At 38.0% G+C, this 19,258-nt stretch carries 12 protein-coding genes; all 12 read left to right on the top strand.

Annotated elements, in window-relative coordinates:
• The first annotated feature begins 28 nt into the window (after positions 1–28).
• The 12 genes from H0486_RS13425 (at position 29) to H0486_RS13370 (ending at position 19,245) form a co-directional block, all read left to right on the top strand.
• Positions 29–961: a carbohydrate ABC transporter permease gene (locus H0486_RS13425; protein ID WP_228353479.1), complete on the top strand. Its 933-nt coding sequence runs from the start codon at positions 29–31 to the stop codon at positions 959–961.
• 55 nt (positions 962–1,016) lie between these two features.
• The gene (locus tag H0486_RS13420; RefSeq protein ID WP_228353478.1) at positions 1,017–2,810 is read left to right on the top strand and encodes a type 2 periplasmic-binding domain-containing protein; all 1,794 of its coding nucleotides are present in this window, start codon (positions 1,017–1,019) and stop codon (positions 2,808–2,810) included.
• Between the two features lie 139 nt (positions 2,811–2,949).
• The gene (locus H0486_RS13415) at positions 2,950–4,914 is read left to right on the top strand and encodes a right-handed parallel beta-helix repeat-containing protein (protein ID WP_228353477.1); all 1,965 of its coding nucleotides are present in this window, start codon (positions 2,950–2,952) and stop codon (positions 4,912–4,914) included.
• 77 nt (positions 4,915–4,991) lie between these two features.
• A complete protein-coding gene (locus tag H0486_RS13410; protein WP_228353476.1) occupies positions 4,992–6,515 on the top strand; it encodes a carboxylesterase/lipase family protein in 1,524 nt (507 codons plus the stop codon).
• 69 nt (positions 6,516–6,584) lie between these two features.
• Complete coding sequence (locus H0486_RS13405; RefSeq protein ID WP_228353475.1) at positions 6,585–8,750, top strand: methyl-accepting chemotaxis protein; 2,166 nt, start codon at positions 6,585–6,587, stop codon at positions 8,748–8,750.
• A gap of 52 nt (positions 8,751–8,802) precedes the next feature.
• On the top strand, positions 8,803–10,629 hold the full coding sequence (locus H0486_RS13400; protein ID WP_228354437.1) for a sensor histidine kinase: 1,827 nt from the start codon (positions 8,803–8,805) through the stop codon (positions 10,627–10,629).
• A gap of 19 nt (positions 10,630–10,648) precedes the next feature.
• Positions 10,649–12,283: a response regulator transcription factor gene (locus tag H0486_RS13395; RefSeq protein WP_228353474.1), complete on the top strand. Its 1,635-nt coding sequence runs from the start codon at positions 10,649–10,651 to the stop codon at positions 12,281–12,283.
• Positions 12,284–12,440: 157 nt separating this feature from the next.
• The gene (locus tag H0486_RS13390; protein WP_228353473.1) at positions 12,441–14,174 is read left to right on the top strand and encodes a type 2 periplasmic-binding domain-containing protein; all 1,734 of its coding nucleotides are present in this window, start codon (positions 12,441–12,443) and stop codon (positions 14,172–14,174) included.
• Between the two features lie 104 nt (positions 14,175–14,278).
• Positions 14,279–15,241: an ABC transporter permease gene (locus tag H0486_RS13385; RefSeq protein ID WP_228353472.1), complete on the top strand. Its 963-nt coding sequence runs from the start codon at positions 14,279–14,281 to the stop codon at positions 15,239–15,241.
• Positions 15,242–15,254: 13 nt separating this feature from the next.
• Positions 15,255–16,184, top strand: coding sequence for a carbohydrate ABC transporter permease (locus H0486_RS13380; RefSeq protein WP_228353471.1), 930 nt, complete (start codon positions 15,255–15,257; stop codon positions 16,182–16,184).
• A 283-nt stretch (positions 16,185–16,467) separates the two neighbouring features.
• Positions 16,468–17,994, top strand: coding sequence for an alpha-N-arabinofuranosidase (locus tag H0486_RS13375; protein WP_228353470.1), 1,527 nt, complete (start codon positions 16,468–16,470; stop codon positions 17,992–17,994).
• 63 nt (positions 17,995–18,057) lie between these two features.
• On the top strand, positions 18,058–19,245 hold the full coding sequence (locus H0486_RS13370; protein ID WP_228353469.1) for an MFS transporter: 1,188 nt from the start codon (positions 18,058–18,060) through the stop codon (positions 19,243–19,245).
• Positions 19,246–19,258: the final 13 nt, after the last annotated feature.

Here is a 19,258-nt window from a genome sequence, read left to right as displayed (position 1 = left end):
AGGATTGAATAAGTTGGGAGGACTATTAATGAAAGCTAAGCTTCAGAAACATCAAAAACATAAAATTAAATCAAGTTTAAGTGATAAAATTATCAGTGCAGTTACCTATGTGGTTTACTCGCTGTTTGCATTCGTATGTGCGTATCCGTTCTACTATATCTTTATCAATTCGATCAGTGCGAATAACTTAAGTGAGAGAGGTAAAGTTATATTTTGGCCGAAGGGATTACATTTTACAAATTATGTAAATGTGTTAAAAATACCGGATTTATTTCAGGCGCTGAGAATATCAGTAGCAAGAACCGTCATTGGTACTTTGCTAACTGTTGTTATTGCAGCATTCCTGGGATATATGTTCACCAGAGAATCCTTATGGAAACGTAAATTATGGTATCGGTTTGTAGTAGCCACCATGTATTTCAATGCAGGTATTATACCATGGTTTATAACAATGAATAATCTTGGGCTGAGAAATAACTTTTGGGCATATATTTTCCCAGTAGCGGTACAACCCTTCTATATTGTTCTATGTAAAACATTTGTGGAATCAGTACCTAAGGAGCTGCAGGACGCAGCTGAGATTGACGGAGCAGGAACTTTGAAAATATTCGCTCGAATTATGATACCTGTCATCAAACCTATTTTGGCTACAGTAGCAATCTTTACAGCGGTAACTCAATGGAATTCATTCCAGGATACATTGCTATTAGTAACCGATACAAAGCTCTATACATTACAGTTTATACTATATCAATATATTAATCAGGCCAGCTCATTAAGTGCTTTAGTAAACAACAGTAGCTCTACGACTGATCTGGCAGCGAGTCTGGCTAGTGCCCAGACAGCAACCTCAATCCGAATGACCGTTACAATAGTAGTAGTTACACCAATTATATTGGTATATCCAATATTCCAAAGGTTCTTTGTAAAGGGAATAATGATCGGAGCAGTAAAAGGATAATGAACAATGATATGACATCATTGTTAATTATATAAATTAAAAGGGAGGATAAGTTATGAAGCTAAAAAAGTTTATCGCAACACTTTTGTCAGTGGTAATGATTAGTACTTTATTAGCAGGATGTTCAGGAAAAACGGACACTACTGAGAAAACTGACACTGGCAACGAAACAAAAACTGAAACATCAAATGAGCCTACAAAGGCAGATTCTACTACGGATTCAAACGCAGAAGATGCAGAAAAGAACTATGATGAGACATTAACAATCGACATTTATGATGCGGCTGCAAATTACCAGGGTTTGCAGAGTGGTTGGTTCCAGAAAGTCGTAAAGGACAGATTTAATATGGAACTCAACATCATCGCACCTCAGGTTGCTGGTGATGCTATTTATCAGACACGTGCTAGTACAGGTAATTTAGGTGACATCGTAATTCTTGACGCTACCGATTTCATGGATTGTGTTCAAAACGGCTTAATCAAAGACATTACAGCTGATTTTGATAAATATCCTAACTTAATGGATTACAAGGAGCAAGTTGATGTATATAACAAAGGTCTGCCTGGAAATGATGCTGGTAACATCTACGGTATCCCTTGCCAGATGACAAATACATCTCCTACATCCTATTCACAGGACGTTATTTATTCCAGTCCGCTTCTTCGTTGGGATTTATATAAGGAGATTGGCTCTCCTGATATTCAAGATCTTGATGGACTTTTAGATGCTCTTGAAGCTATGATGAAGGCACATCCTACAAATGAAGAAGGAGATCCTGCATATCCGTTCTCCTTATGGCCTGACTGGGATGGTGGCGACGGCATGATGGGTATTGCTAATGTTGTTCAGCTTACTACCTGGTATGGTGAGAAGATCAAAGGTTCCGTTATCCTTAAGCCAGACGGAACATTTACTCCACTTACCGATAAGAATGCAACCTATTATAAGATGCTTCAGTTCTTAAATAAGGCATACCAGAGAGGATTAGTAGATCCAGACTCCGGTACACAGGACTGGAACGCAGCATGTGCTAAGATGTCCGCTGGTCAGGTATATCTTATGTGGTATAGCTGGCAGGTAGGCTTCTGGAACTCTCAAGAAAGATTAAAGAATGGTAATGCATTTATCTTTATTCCTGTTAAGGATCAGTTATATTATGCAGATTCCGATACCTATTATGGTAGTGGCCGTGTATTTGGTGTTGGATCTCAGGTTGATGATGCAAAATATTCAAGAATTATGGACTTCCTTGATTGGTATGCAAGTCCAGAAGGTTTAACCTTCCAGCACAATGGTATTGAAGGCTTTAACTATACCATTGGAGAAGATGGTAGATACACTGTTATGAATGATAACGCTTTAATGGATAATCTTCCTGTTCCAGAAGAATGGGGCGGCGGCGGTTATCAGGATGGTAACAATGCGATCAATCAGTGGATTGTAGATGCAATCAGCACCAATCCTAATACTGGTGAACCTTATTCAACTCAGTATTGGAGCACTTACAAAGAAGCTACCATGACTCAGATGAAGGAAGAATGGCAAGAGAAATTCGGCGCAGCAGAACCAGCAGAATATATGAAGAATAACAATGTTCTTTTAGTTAGCCCTAACGTTAGTGTATCTCTTCCTAGCGATACCAATGATATTGCAGTTATTCGTAGCCAGTGTAGTGATACTTTAAATGATTACTCCTGGAGAATGATATTTGCAAAGGATCAGGCTGAATTTGATGCTATGTGGGATGATATGGCTAAGCAGATGGACGGCTTTGGCTTCCAGGATATAGTTGCATTTGATAAGGAAAAATATCAGATCGAGTTAGATGCTAAAAATGCTGCAAAATAATTGATAATATAATTAATAGAACGAAACAATAATACAACAATCTAGTTACTGACAAAATTACAGATCAGAGAGGAGGGCTTGTTATTGGAGCGGTACGGCTCCTGGCAAGTCCTCTTACATAATGGAGGATGAATTATATATGGATTTAACAGCGCGTCTTCCCGATGGTTGCGAATTTGATTTCTGGGAAGTTAAACAAGAGTATGAACGGGAACTACATGTGGCTTGTAATCATCCACATGCTTCGGATGACAATGATGGGTCTATGGATCATCCGTATAAAACAATAAATGCTGCAGCAGCAATTGCAACACCGGGAACTCGTGTCTGGATCCATGGAGGAGAATACCGGGAATGTGTTCGCCCTGCACAAGGGGGCGAGAATCCGGAGCGCATGATATGCTATGAAGCATACGGCGATGGAGAAGTAATAATTAAAGCCTCTATTGAGGTTACTGAATTTGAAAAAAGTAAGGGTTGGAGACTTTCTCCTAACTTTGATAAAATAAAGGATGAGGATTTAATCCAGGTATGGCAAATCAGATTAAATCCGGAAGATTTTAAAGGATACAACCCCTTCTGCCTGGTGAATATTCTTCATGACAGACTCTTTATTGAATATGATAAGACAGATATGACAACCTATTTGAATCGCAGGGGTATGATATTTTGTGATGGAAAACCTCTTCAACAGGTTGCGTTATATAATCAGTTATCTCAGCAGGAGGGGTCATTCTGGGTAGAAGCGAACGGACAGACAGTGCATTTTCGATTGAAGAATGATGATCACCCATCCAATCACAGAATTGAGCTTACAAGCAGGGAGCAGTGTTTCGCTCCGGAGGTACCGTTCTTATCTTATATCAAATTAAAGGGATTAACTTGTGCACATGCAGCTACCGGAGCACCAGTTCCACAACGAGGAGCAATTTCATGTTATCGAGGTCATCATTGGATTATTGAAGATTGTGAGATTGACTGGTCCAATGCAGTAGGTATCGACATTGGTAATGAGTGCTGGCATCATGATATTGAGCCCGGTCAGCTAATCGGATACAGTATCATTCGTGGTTGTAGAATCAGGAATGTAGGAGTATGTGGAATTGCCGCTTTATTTGCTGAGCATTATTTGATTGAAGACAATATAATAGAAGGTACTGGGTGGCAGAAGATGGAGCTTTCCTGGGAAGCAGGTGCAATGAAAGCTCATAATAGTATTGGCTGTCTGATACGTAGAAATATTTTTACCAAGACCTACCGTGCGGATCATTTATGGTTAGATTGTGGAAATGAGAATAACCGAATTACACAAAATCTGTTCCTGGATGGGATAGAACAACGGGAAGCCATCTTTATTGAATGCACCAGAGATGGGGTAAATCTGATCGATAATAATATTTTCTGGAATGTGGAAGGAAGATTTGATCCTCAGAAGATACCGAAGGAACCGGGTTCTTCAGGATGGTACAAGCTAGTTGAACATGATGTGATTAATGGTTACGCTATTTATGGAGAAGGGACGGATCATCTTTACATAGCTAACAACCTGATTGGCAATTGCCGAGGATCGGGATACTATGCAAAGCCGGTTGCCTTTCGAATGCATGGTCTGCTTAGAGGTGGGACCTCCAGGGATGCACGTTTGTTTAATAATATTTTTTATCAATGTGGTGAAGCAGCAATTACAATGCCGACTGAGAAAAATGAAGCAGAGGGGAATCTGTATGTAAAGCAGACAGGAGGTTATCTTAGAGTTATGTATCCCGCACCGGAGGCATGTCTGGATCTTCCGGCTTGGAAAGAATTCTATGGATTTGATCTACAGGGACAGGAGGGCTGGTTTGATATTGAAATTAATACCGAGACCTATACAATGGAATTAAAGAAAGCAGAAAATGGATTACGGAATGTATGGAGACAGGAATTAGAGAAACATCAGTTTATATACGATCCATCTGATATAAAAGAGGTAGAGAATGCTTCTCTGGTATCTAATGATTTTTATGGAACGGCTACCAAAGATGAAAAACGTTCACCCGGACCGTTTCATAAGCTGCAAACCGGCGAGGTGTATTCAATCGATCCGAGAAAATCAAATAAATAGAAGCGAGCATCAAGGTTATTTGAGTGAAATTCATAAATAGGAACTGACTTAATAAGATGGAATATGGAGGAGTTTTTATGATTAGAACAGCAATGACAGAGAATGGCATGGTTAAGGGCATAGAAGCCGCCGATCCGAGAATTACAGCTTTTAAGGGAATCCCGTTTGCGGCACCTCCCGTTGGAAAAAACAGATGGCGTGCTCCACAACCTTGTCCTAATTGGGAGGGTACCCTGGAGGCATATCGGTTTGCACCAATTTCTATGCAGGATACACCTGGTATCGGAGATGATATCTACATCAGAGAATGGCATGTGGATCCTGAGATTGCAATGAATGAAGACTGTCTCTACCTTAATGTATGGACCAATGCAAAGAGCGTAGATGACAAGCTGCCCGTACTGGTCTGGTATTTTGGTGGCGGCCTGCAGTGGGGATACCCGGCAGAGATGGAGTTTGATGGAGAGCGAATTGCCAGACGAGGGATTGTTGTTGTTACCGTGAATTATAGACTTAATGTCTTTGGATTCTTAGCTCATCCAGAAATCACGGCAGAGCAACCTGAGGCGCCTGCTAACTTTGGTAATCTTGATCAGCAGGCAGGCCTTAAGTGGGTAATTCGTAATATTCGTGCCTTTGGTGGTGATCCTGAGAATATTACAATAGCCGGTCAATCTGCCGGTGGTGGAAGTGTTCTGTCACAGATGACCTGCCCGGATAATTTCGGGTTATTTCAAAAGGCCATAATCCAAAGTGCTATGATTCACAGTCCTTACAAGGAGATTACGATTGGACAGCCTAAGACACTTTCACAAGCGGAGGAATTGGGAAAGAAGTTCTTTGATTTTATCGGAGTTAAGAGCTTAGACGAGGCAAGGAAGCTGGATGCTTTTTATATCCGTGATAAATACTCAGAGTTCTATAAGAGTAATGAGATGATGTTTACGGTTAACGATGGAAAGTTCTGTATAGGCGATCCTATTGCATTATATATGAATAATAAACATGCCAGAGTTCCGGTAATGTCCGGTAATACGATGGGTGAATTCCTGAACTTTATTACAGCCAATTCTGATGAGGAATTCAAAAAGAAAGCAGAGGAACTATTCGGATCACATTCTGAAGAGTTCCTGAAGCTGGAAGAAGCTTGGCAAAAGGAGGGAAATCATTATGCATCCGTCAGTGGAATTGAGTGTACCATTAAGAGCCTGTTCTTACAGAATCAGAAATACGGAAATTCTCAAAATTACTATTACTGCTTAAATGCAAACATTCCAGGTTGGGATAATCCGGGCAACTTCCATTCAGTTGATCTATGGTTTTTCTTTGAAACGCTGGCAAAATGTTGGAGACCATTCACAGGAAAACACTATGATCTTGCACGTTTGATGTGTAATTACTATTGTAATTTCATTAAGAACGGAGATCCTAATGGAAAGGACGCTGATGGAAGTGATATGCCATATTGGAGTCCTTATACTAAGGAGACACCTTATGACATGATTTTTACCGACGAGGGATCCTATCTTGAGAAAAAAGAAGGCGAGACGGAATTCAAAAAATTCCTTATGGAAAGAATTAAGGAAGAAATGCTTGATTAATTGATTAGTAACGAATGAGATGTATAATTTCTAATTTACTTTAGTAAGGATGATGGCAGGAGGTATGCTATGAAAAAAATGGGAGTGGGTATTAAAAAACTATTTAGTAATTTGAATTTTCAAAAAAAAGGTAATGATGAAGCCAATAACAAGCCCAAAAAAGGTATTCTAAAGTATTTCGACATTGGTAAAACGACAATTCGAACAAAGCTGATTGCATCCTTTTTGGTTCCAATTGCATTTATCATAATACTGGGTGTTGTATCATACCAGGTAGCATCCAATGGTATCGAGAAGAATTATGAAAAGTCTACATCGGATACTATTAATATGGCAGGTGAATATATTCGTTTTGGTCTTGATGCAATAGAGGCTACCAGCGTTCAATATGTAAATGATAAGACGATAGCGAACTTCTATCTGGGACTCTATGATATTAATAATCAGGAATACAGAAATTCCTATACTTACATAAGCAGTTCGGCCTTAACAAAGCAGGTTTCTGATGATTTTATTGAGAATATCTTCTTTATATCGGACGAAGTGAAATGTATTTCTACTGATGGTAACAGCTATCCAAGTGGCTTGTACAAAGGTTTTACCGAAACAGAGTTGGGAGCAAAGGTAAAGCAAAGCCGCCTTCAATCCGTATGGGTTGGTTCCAATGAATACCTTGACTCCAATCTGACAAGTACAAGATATAATCCGGAATATGCAATCCGATTAATTAAGAATTTAAAATCTGACGCAATTGTGATAATTGATATAAGCAAAAGCACTATTGATGATATATTGAAGGGCCTTAATTTCCATGAGTCAGGATATTTGGCACTCATCACTCCGGACGGCAAAGAAATTACTACTTCTGAAGCGAATGACGCTACAGAGAATAGTGAAAATGAAGCGATCTTTACCAACGAGGAATTTTATCAGAATGCAGTAAATTCAGACAAGCAAAATGATTCGGCATATGTTAACTATCATGGAAAAACATACTTATTTATGTATTCGAAGATAGGAGGCACAGGCTCCATGCTCTGTGCGTTGATGCCTAAGACCGTTATTAATAGCCAGGCCAATAATATCAAAAACATAACGATTATCATTGTAGTCATTGCTATTATTGTAGCCATCGGAATTGCTATTATGATATCACAGGGTATTGATAAGACAATTAAAGAAATTATTCTGAAACTGAAGGAAGCAGCAAAAGGAGATATGACGGTAACCTTTAGCTCGAAGAGAAAAGATGAGTTCCATATCTTAATTAAGGAGATACAGAATACATTTTCCAATATGAAAGCGCTGATTCTGCGTGTGAATGATTTAAGTACGGAAGTCTCCAATTCAGCAGAGAATGTTACGTCTACTTCTGAGAACTTCTTGAAGTCTACGAAGGATATTTCCTCAGCTATGTCTGAGATAGAACAGGGAATTTCTCAACAGGCAAAGGATGCGGAAGAGTGTTTGATTCAGATGGATAACCTATCTAAAAAGATAGAACTGGTTAATGACAATACGAAGGAAATTGGGCAGATAGCTGATAAAACCAGAGTTAGTATTAAGGAAGGCACCATTGTTACAGAGGAGCTAAACAATCAAACGCAGTCTACGATTGAAATTGCAACCGATATTATTAATGATATCGAGAGACTGAATCAGAAGTCCGTATCCGTAAGTAAAATCATTAATGTTATTAACGAGATCGCTAATCAAACCAATCTCCTCTCCTTAAATGCATCCATTGAAGCGGCGAGAGCAGGAGAATTCGGAAGAGGCTTTGCAGTTGTTGCTAGTGAGATCAGAAAGCTGGCAGAGCAATCTCAGGATTCGGTTAACGATATTAAGAAGATTATTGAAAGTATTCAAAATGACACGAAGAAGGCTGCGGAGACAGCAAAGAGAGCAGAGGATGTGCTTACACTTCAAACCAATGCGGTGAAAAATACGACAGCATCCTATCAGAATATTAATGATAGTGTAGAAAAGCTCATGGTATTCCTAAATTATATTGCTCAGAATGTCGAAAATATTGAAGAAGCAAGAGTGAGTACTCTAGGTGCAATCGAGAATATATCAGCCGTTCTAGAAGAAATTGCTGCCTCCACCAATACGGTTAACCAGACTTCCGTTAATCAGCTGTCATCAGTTGAAACCCTTAATAATGCAGCAGGATTGCTTAATCAGAACGCGGAAGTACTTGTTCAGGAAGTTAAGAAATTTAAAGTTGAGTAAGAGACGTTAGTAAATAATTAGTCATTCCAAACGAGGAGATACATAATGAGTGATGAAGGATGATCAGAAGGTTACCCAAGTAAGAAAAACAGTAAAATGTCTGAATTCAATAATCAATAAACTGCATTCTAATTTAAATAACCGTAAGATAAAGAATAAGACAGTTCTATTATACGTATTCTGTGTATTAGTGCCTGTTCTTGTGACAAATATCGTGGTGATCGGTAACATATTAGGTGCATCTAGTAAAGAAAGAAAAGAAAATATTGATAATATTGCGAATTCAGTTGCTCATGATATCTCCTCCTCTTTGGAAAACGCTGTGTATGTTACATACGACATATATGCAGGTAAATCTATTAGAAATTTTCTAGACACAAATTATAAAAATGATATTGAGTATTTCCGTGCTTACAATGGTGTTTTTGAGAATTACATTTTTTACGCGAGCTCGAAACACTTAATTAGTGACATTACACTTTACTCTGACAATAAGTCGATGATTAATGGAGGAAGATTTTATCGAATTGATACGATACAGAATCAGAACTGGTATAAGGAATTTGTGAAGGCAAATGTTGATCTGCTGATCTATCCTTACTATAATGATTCAATCTATATTAATCATACAAATCGAATGCTGTCAGTAATCAGAAAGCTAAATTACATAGAGTTTAGTAATATTGAGAAAATAGTAAAGCTTGATCTGAATTATGGAAAGATCAGTGAGGCAATTGATAGTTCGGCCTTTGATACGACAGTATATGTGTGCTATCAGAATAAGATTATCTTCAGTAATGACCCCAGTGATAAGGGTATTAAAAAGGACTATGAAGATATTTCGAAAATAGCCAATATGAAAATTCAAAATAAAAAGTCCTATTCAATCTATGGTTTTGATTTTGATATCTATTTAAAGGATTACCGGTATGATTATACTTCAATATTAGTCAATAAGTTCTGGCTAATCATTGGTTTGTTCTTAGCAGATGCCATTATTCCGGCGATTATGCTTACATTATTCAGCAGTTCTATTACAAAGCGAATATTGATGTTAGGCAAGTATATGAAGATGATTAAAGGAGAACAATTCGATCTGATACCGACAACAGAAGGGAAGGACGAGATTGGTGAATTGCTTGATGATTATAATCTGATGGCAACCAGAATGAAGAACCTGATCGAATACGAATATAAAAGTAAGCTTGAGCAGCAGGAGCTGCATCTGGCCAGGCAGCAGGCAGAGCTACAGGCCTTATACAGCCAGATTAATCCGCATTTTATATTTAATGTCCTTGAAAGTATAAGAATGCATAGTGTAATAAAGTGTGAGTATGAGACCTCACATATGGTTGAAAGTCTTGCAAAACTAATGAGAAAAAGTGCCCAGTGGGGATCGGATCTGATAACAATTGAGCAGGAGCTTGAATTTACGAAGGATTATCTTAGTCTTCAGAAATACCGATTCGGAGATGGGTTTAACTATAAATTCCGTATACAAGAGAACTGTAATAATTACTTAATACCAAGCCTGGTACTTGTGACCTTCGTTGAAAATTCCTGTGTTCATGGCTTTAACAGGGAGGGACATTTCGGGACGATTTTTGTAAAAGTTTACGAAGAGAATTTCTATCTATTTATTGAAATAGAAGATACCGGTATAGGAATGGACGAGGAACAGGTAAGAAGTCTTGAGAAATCACTTAATGAGGCAAGCATTGACAGTTTGCAGAATTCTGCATCGCTTGGTATGTTGAATGCATGTGTCCGCTTGAAAAAATACTGTGGGAATCAGGTTAAAATTACGATAGAAAGTGAAGAACATGAAGGAACCTGTGTTATTATTGCAATTTTGCTTGAGAATTTAAGACGAAAGTAGTTTTTTGAAAGGATATTCTATGATGAAAAACGGAGTGCCCTTACTAAGAGTGTTAATTGTAGATGATGAGCCATATATCAGAAAAGGACTCAAGGCTTTAATTGATTGGGAGGCGGAAGGCTATTATATTGCTGGAGAAGCATCCGATGGTAAAAATGCAATTCAGCTATTGAAGCAAAATGAGTATGATTTGATTATAACAGACATTATGATGCCGGATATGGATGGTATGGAGTTAATCCATTACGTAAATAATCATAAGCTTAGTACAGCCAGATTCGTATTATTAAGTGGATTTTATGATTTCCAGTATGCTAAAACGGCAATTCAATGTGGATGCTGTGACTATATCTTAAAGCCGATTCAAAAAGACGAGCTTCTTACAACAATTCGCAAAATTGTAGAGGAATTCCATAGAAATGCAGGAATTGAAAAAATGACTAAGGCATATGAAAAAGCATATCTGGATCGCCATTTACTCGCAATTATCTGGGGAAAATACGATTGTATTAATTTATCGTATGTTCAGGAAAGAATTCTACATACCAACGGTATTGCTTATATCCATTGTGAGCTGTCGCTTAATGATGAAAGATTTGTGATTCTATCAGAAGACAGTAGAAGAGCTCAACAGAGAAAGCTTTATAATTATACCACCTTGTTGTTAAAGGATTATTCAAACCATATTGTCTTTAACATTATGAAACATACAGAGTGCTATGATATAGGAATTATTTATTGCAGCAATATGGCGAATGAAACCGGGCTGACCCAACAGGAGTGGTTAAATAGGCTGGTTAAGGAGTTATCAGAGCGTGTGGGATATGAAGTGATCGCATGTATGGGAAACATGGTCCAGAGTTTCCGTTTACTTTCTGAATCCTTTCGCGAAGCACTAATGATTAGATCCTTCCGGTTCTGTAAAAAGAATGAGGGTAGGACGAGCCGGTTTTGCAAAAGAGATTCTGATGTGCAGGTAGTTCAGTCAGCCAGCTTCAAAAAGCAGTTGGATGAGTTGTTGCATGTTATTGAAATCAACGATAAGGTTAAGATTAAGGTGATGGCTAAGAACTTTTACCGGAGTATTATGAGTAAGGATTTTGATCCGGAAGCTGTTAATAGCAATGTTCAATATCTATTATACCGGTTATTGGGGCTTGGATACAACCAAGATGCTGATATCGATCAGGAAGAAATTATGCAATATATTCGTGAAACGGTATATACATCCAATGGAGAAAATGAGAATGAACAGAAATTCCAACAGTTTGTCTTGGAATATTCGGATTATCTGGCACAGCTTCGACAAAATTCTGATAAGGGAATCCTGGATAAAATCGAAGATGATATCCAACAGAACTATGCAGACAATATCAGCCTGAAGTCTCTTAGTGAGAAGTATTATATCAATAGTGCCTATTTAGGTCAGATATTCAAAAAGAAACGAGGGTGTACCTTCAAGGATTATCTTAATAATGTCAGAGTTCATAAAGCTGCCGAACTGTTACTATATTCCGACAAGAAGATGTATGAAATCGCCATTGATGTAGGTTACAAAAATCAGGAGTATTTTATTAATAAATTTGAAGAGGTCTATGGAGATACTCCGACAAGATTCCGAAGAAAGAACTTACATATTAATAAAGTAACATAACATATTACTAAAAAACATAGGAGAAAGCCACTGCAAATTATACAAATATATACTTTGTGGTGGCTTTTTCTATACTTTGCATGAATCTTAATTTGTGCAAATGTGATAATATAGGGTATCACTCGAAGAGTGAAAAAAATATTATGGGAGGAAAGTTATGAAAAAAAGAGTTTTAGTTATACTCTTGTGTGTTGCCATGGTATCGACGTTATTCGCGGGATGTGGAAAAAAGGACGTAGAGACTAATAATTCATCTACTCCTACTACTGGAGAAACCTCGGATAAAAAAGACACAGATGACACAAAAGATGGAGAAACAAAGGAAATCAAAGAATTTACAGCCTTTTTTGACAGACAGGGCATAGAACTTAATGATGATAATGAGATACAGCAGATCATTGCTGAAAAGATTGGTGCGAAATGTAAGGAAACCTGGTTAACAGGTCAAACAGCTGAAGAAGCAGTTGGTATGTTAATCGCAAGTGGAGAATATCCGGACTTTATTAACTGGACACCTCAGTTACAGGAAGCCGGTGCGCTGGTTCCTATTGATGAATATTTAGACAAATATCCGAATATAAAGAATTTCTGGAATGAGACACAGTGGAACTCACTAAGACAGGAAGATGGACACATCTACTCCATTCCTCAATTCGGTAATATAAATGAAAAACTGATGGATACTCAACAGAGTGGTGAAGCCTTCTGGATTCAGACAAGAGTATTAAAATGGGATAATTATCCTAAGATAGAGTCCCTAGATCAGTTATTTGATCTCTTAGAAAGATATTATGCGGCAAATCCCACAATGCCTGATGGGTCACAGGTTATTCCGTTTGAAATTCTATGCTATGACTGGTATTACTTCTGCCTTGAGAATCCGCCTCAATTCTTAGACGGATGGCCGAATAACGGACGTTGTATCGTAGATCCTGCAACCTATAAGGTAGCAGATTACAACATGACACCTACTGCTAAGAGATACTTCCAGAAACTAAACGAAGAATATAAGAAGGGTATCATTGACCCTGAGTTCATGACAATGAACCATGACCAGTTCCTTGAGAAAGTTGCTTCAGGTCGTGTACTTTGTATGGTAGAACAGCGTTGGGACTTCCAGACAGCTGAAGATTCTATCAAGAGTCAGAAGTTGAATGACTGTACCTATGTTCCACTTGGAATTACGATTGAACCAGGAATGAATGAAATGTACTATGCTGCAAATGAGGCACAGGTTCTTTCTGGTGGATTAAGTATTACAACCAGCTGTAAGGATGTAGAAGGTGCATTACAATTTGTGAATGACTTGTTGTCACCTGAAATCATTACACTTCGTAGCTGGGGAATAGAGGGCGTGGACTACTTAGTTGATGAGAATGGTCTTTACTATAGAACACAGGAAATGAGAGATAATGCAGTGAATTCTGATTACAAGGCTTCTCATATATGTGGATATGGTTACTTCCCGAACTACTCCGGTATGAATCCGGATGGTAAGAATGCAGCAACTCCGGATACCCAGCCTTCTGAGTTCTTCGCTGGATTAACACCTGAGGTTCAGGAATGTTTAGCTGCCTATGGCGCAGAGACTTATGTTGAAATGCTTGACTACAATGAAATTGATGGTTTTGAAGAGCCTTGGTATCCTATGTGGTCATTCGTTGGTGAAATGACAACGGAAACACCTGGCGGACTTGCATGGACCAAGATGGAGGAAACCAAGAAGCAGTATCTTCCTCAAGTAGTTATTGCAGAGGATTTTGAGAAATCATGGGAGGATTATGTAGATGCTTATAAGGCTGTAAAACCGGAAGACTTCTTTGCTGAGGTTCAGCAAGCGGTATATGATAGAATCAAACTGGTTCAAGGTAAGGATGTAAGCGGACAGTAAGATAGAATAGTTTTTGTAACTACTGAAAACTAAGAGCAGGTGGTTGTAAAGCAGTGTTGCCACAGCCACCTGTAATAATATGAATTGAAAGTAGGGTAATTTCAATGACTAGAGCAAAACGTATAAGACCAGAGAAGGTAAAGGAAGTTAAGACGAAAATTACCTGGAAAGAAATGAAAAAGCAAAAAGAATTGATATTATTATCACTTCCTTATGTATTTTATGTGCTTTTATTTAGCTATGTCCCATTGATTGGCTGGATCATGGCTTTTCAAAAGTATAAGCCGGCAAAGGGTTTTTTTAAGTCGGAGTTTGTAGGACTGGATAAATTTAAATTCTTATTCGTGGATAATCCTGATTTTATCCGTGTAATTCGTAATACTCTTGCAATGGGTGTTATTAATTTGGTTTTAAGCTTTGTATTTGCCATCGGATTTGCACTTATTTTGAATGAAGTAGTACATAAAGGGCCAAAGAAATTCGTTCAGACAGTGTCGTACTTGCCCCACTTTTTATCCATGATCATTGTATGCGGTATATTAAAGGATGTATTATCCATTGATGGCGGTATCGTGAATGATATCCTTGTTAGACTGAACATAATTAAAGAGCCTATCAACTTTTTTACATATAAAAGTCTGTTTTGGTGGATTGTAGGGTTTGGTAACGTATGGAAGGAAACAGGATGGAACAGTATTATCTATCTTGCGGCGATTACTGCCATCAATCCTGATTTATATGAAGCAGCATCCATTGATGGAGCAGGAAGACTCAGAAAAATGTGGAATGTTACGTTGCCTGGGATTAAACCTACCATTTTCATCCTTTTATTAATGAATATAGGTAATGTATTAAATGCCGGTTTTGAAATACAGTATTTACTTGGTAATGGTATTGTACAAAGTGTATCTCAGACAATAGATATATATGTACTAAAGTTTGGTATCAGTCAGATGGATTATTCGCTTGGTACAGCAGCTGGTATTTTTAAGAGTGTTGTAAGTATTATCTTAATATTCCTTGCTAATACCACGGCAAAAGCAACCGGTGATGAAAGATTATTCTAGGAGGGAGTATTAAATGGACAATACAAAAATAATATATAAGCCTAAACGGAAGAAAATATCTCCAAAGAATTTTCTCTATTCATTGGTTATTGGATTAATACTTACTATATTTGTTTTCGTAACCATATATCCGATCCTAAATACTTTAGCAGTGTCCTTTAATGAAGGTATCGATGCACTTCGTGGTGGTATCTATCTATGGCCAAGAAAGTGGACCTTAGTGAATTATAAAACAGTACTAAAAAAAGAAAGCATTATGACAGGGCTTACTGTTTCTGTACTTCGAACAGTGGTGGGTACCGTATTACAGCTTTCCACAACAGCACTGATTTCATTTATTATAGGACGTAAAAAATTTCTTTTTGCAAAACACATTTCCTTATTATACGTACTGACTATGTATGTGAACGGTGGTTTAATTCCTGTTTTCTTACTGAATAAGTCGTTAGGATTTACGAATAGCTTCTGGGTATATATTATTCCTGGTATGGTGGGTGCCTTTAATATGCTAGTTATTCGTACATATATGAATGGGCTTCCGGACAGCTTGGAAGAGTCAGCACAAATTGATGGTGCAGGGTATCTAAAAATATTTGTAAAAATATATGTACCTTTATGTAAACCTGTATTTGCAACGGTAGCTTTGTTTATTGCGGTCGGACAATGGAATTCCTGGTTTGATACGATGCTTTATAACCGAATGGCAGACAACCTGACGGTATTGCAGTATGAACTTATGAAATTGTTGTCCTCCGTTAGCCAGTTAAGTGGAGATGCTAATCAATCCGCGCAGGCTGCTAGTGCAGGAGGTACTGTGCAAGTAACTACCACATCCGTTCGTGCTGCAGCTACAATCTTAACCTGTCTTCCTATAGTAGCTTTATATCCGTTCCTACAGCGTTATTTTGTAACAGGACTTACCATAGGTGGTGTAAAAGAATAGAGACCGAATTTAATCTATATATGCAATTCATGTGAAAAACATTAATAAGCTAATGTATTATCTTAGCTTATTAATGCTTTTTTTCATTAATTTACATAAAAATAATGAAATTATTTTATGAATATGTTATGCTATAAATAGTAGTTGCTAAAACGAAATTGCTAATAAAGCAGCCAACCTATCAAATTGATCTAAGCCAATGTAATTAGGGGTATCAACAGCCCAATATAAGTAGAAGTAATAATAAACTATAATAATAAAAAGATATAAGGAGAATGGGAACATGAAAAAAGCGACACTGAAATTAGACAAGGATTTTTCCATCGACAAGGTAGATCAGCGTATATTTAGTACATTTATTGAATCAATACATAAGATAGTATATGGCTGCATCTATAATCCTGATCATCCAACAGCTGACGAGCAAGGCTTTCGGAAAGATGTATTAGAATTGATGCGCGAATTGAAATCGACAGCGATCCGCTATCCAGGAGGCAATTTTGTATCAGATTATCACTGGATGGATGGAATTGGGCCCAAGGAGTTACGTCCAAAACGTTTTGTAAAGGCATGGAAAATGATTGAGAATAATCATATGGGAATCGATGAATATACGGATTGGGTGAAAAAGGCTGGTTCAGAGCCCATGCTTGCTGTTAACCTTGGCACGGGTACACCGGAGGAGGCTTCCTATGAAGTGGAATATACCAACATGAAGGAAGGAACCTATTTCAGTGATCTACGCAAGAAATATGGTCATGAAGAACCTCATAATATTAAACTATGGTGCCTTGGTAATGAAATGGATGGTACCTGGCAGATGGGTGAAAAAACTGCCATGGAATATGGAAGAATTGCATATGAGGCTGCAAAGCAGATGAAGATAGTGGATCCTGATATTGAATTTGTAGCCTGCGGTAGCTGCGCAAATGATAAAACCCATCCTACTTTTCCAGAATGGGATCGTGTGGTTTTGGAACAATGCTATGAGAATGTGGATTATCTATCTCTGCATCGTTACTATAATTATGATCCGGAAAGCGTGAAGGGAACAGTCTTTCCAGCTGATTTTACTCCTGAGGATCTTCCCTATATCGCTAGGGATTTAACGGGATTTATCAATACAGTTTGTGCTGCTGCAGATTATGTGAAGGGACTAAAATACTCTAATAAGACGATAAATATTTGCTTTGATGAATGGGGTATTATGTCGAGTCAGACTGCAAAGGCAGAAGGGCTCGATTGGAGTGAGCGCAGTCTGCCTGAACCGGGAGGAAGACCCGAGGGTACGAATCTAATTGACGCCTGCTTATTTGGAAGTATTCTGATTTCATTTATTAATCGGTGTGATCGAGTTAAGATAGCATGTCAGTCAATTGTGATAGGAAGTGTTATCGGTGTAGATCCGGAGGGAGGAGTATATAAGCAGACAACCTTTTATCCGTTTCAACATGCTGCTACCTATGCGAAAGGCGTTGCACTACGTACGTCACTTATAAGCCCGATGAAGAAAACCGACAATTATGGAGAACAACCATATATTCAGACAGCAGGTGTATATGATGAGGAGACTGGTAGCCTTACGGTATTCGCTGTCAACTTGGACTTACGTGAGACTGTAGAATTCAATTGTATTCCTCAGTTTGATAAGGTAGAGTTACTTCAGCATATACAGCTTCACGAGGATCAGCCTCTAGCTATGAATACCATAAAGAATCCGACAAGAGTTGTTCCAAAGGAAATTGAGATTACAGACAAGGTTACGTTACCACCGCTGAGCTGGAATGTGCTTCGCTACAAGGTGAAATAGACATCTTAAAGAATTATGTATCATATTCAACATGAAATTATATTGCGTACACAGGGGGATAGAATGAGAGATAAAGAAAATACAAAAGCCTTATGGACGAGACCTTTTCTGTTTTTAATCATTGTCAGTTTATTAACTACCATGGGATTTAACATGGTCTATGTAATGATATCAAATTATGCGATGGCCATCAATGGCTCTCTTGCAATAGCCGGTATTATAGCGGGGATCTTTTCCATCTCAGCACTGTTGGTTCGCCCGTTGGCCGGAATGTCAGTAGATAGATTTAATAAAAAGCATCTGTGTATCATAGCCAACATTCTCATTGGTGTAGCTGCATTAGGTTATGCTTTATCCGATCAGATACCTATGTTGTTTTTTTTCAGAGTTTTACATGGTGTCGCATTTGGACTAAGCAGTACTACGAATATCGCACTTGTAACTGAATATATTCCAAAGGAGAGAATGGGTGAGGGAATAGGCTATTATGGAATTGGACAGGTGATTTCACAGATTATAGGACCTAATCTTGGGGTATATATTGCAGATAGTTTTGGCTTTCAGCCAATGTTTCTTATTATAACATTACTATCCTTTATTGCTGCAGTTATGCTTCTGTTCCTGCCGTATTCTCAGGAGAGAAGTAACCAAAATGACAAAAAGATCAAGATTACGATAAATTCATTAATAGCAAAAGAGGTTATTGTATATTCAATTATTGGTGGGATGTTCTCATTTAGCAACGGTATCGTTAGTTCATTTCTGATATTATTGGGCAAAGAAAGGCAGATCGCAAATGTTGGTCTTTTCTTTTCTGTGGGTGCTATAGTGTTATTTGGTATGCGTATTTTTATAGGTCGCGTTATTGATAAGCAAGGATTAACACTTGTAGTGAATATCTCTTTAATTATCACAGCGGTATCGATGATGATGATTGGTGTTGCACCAGTATTAAGCTGGTTAATCATTGCCTCGGTATTAAAATCCATGGGACAGGGATCAGGACAGATATCATTACAGACCGAATGTATCAAAAGGGTAGATGCCAGTAGAGTCGGAGTGGCTACGAGTACCTTCTACATAGGTGCGGATATAGGTCAGGGTCTTGGACCCATTATAGGCGGTAAAATTACGGATTGTTTTAACTATATGGTAATGTATTTTACCTGTGCAGCGCTTATCATTGGAGCTATGATTGTATTTAACCTTTATCAAAATAAAACCAAATCAAAAAGTGTTAGTGTATGTTAATTTACATAGGAGC

This window comes from Variimorphobacter saccharofermentans (assembly GCF_014174405.1).
GTDB lineage: Bacteria > Bacillota > Clostridia > Lachnospirales > Lachnospiraceae > Mobilitalea > Mobilitalea saccharofermentans.
The sequence above is the reverse complement of the archived record's forward strand: the minus strand, read 5'-3'. Positions and strand labels throughout refer to the sequence as shown.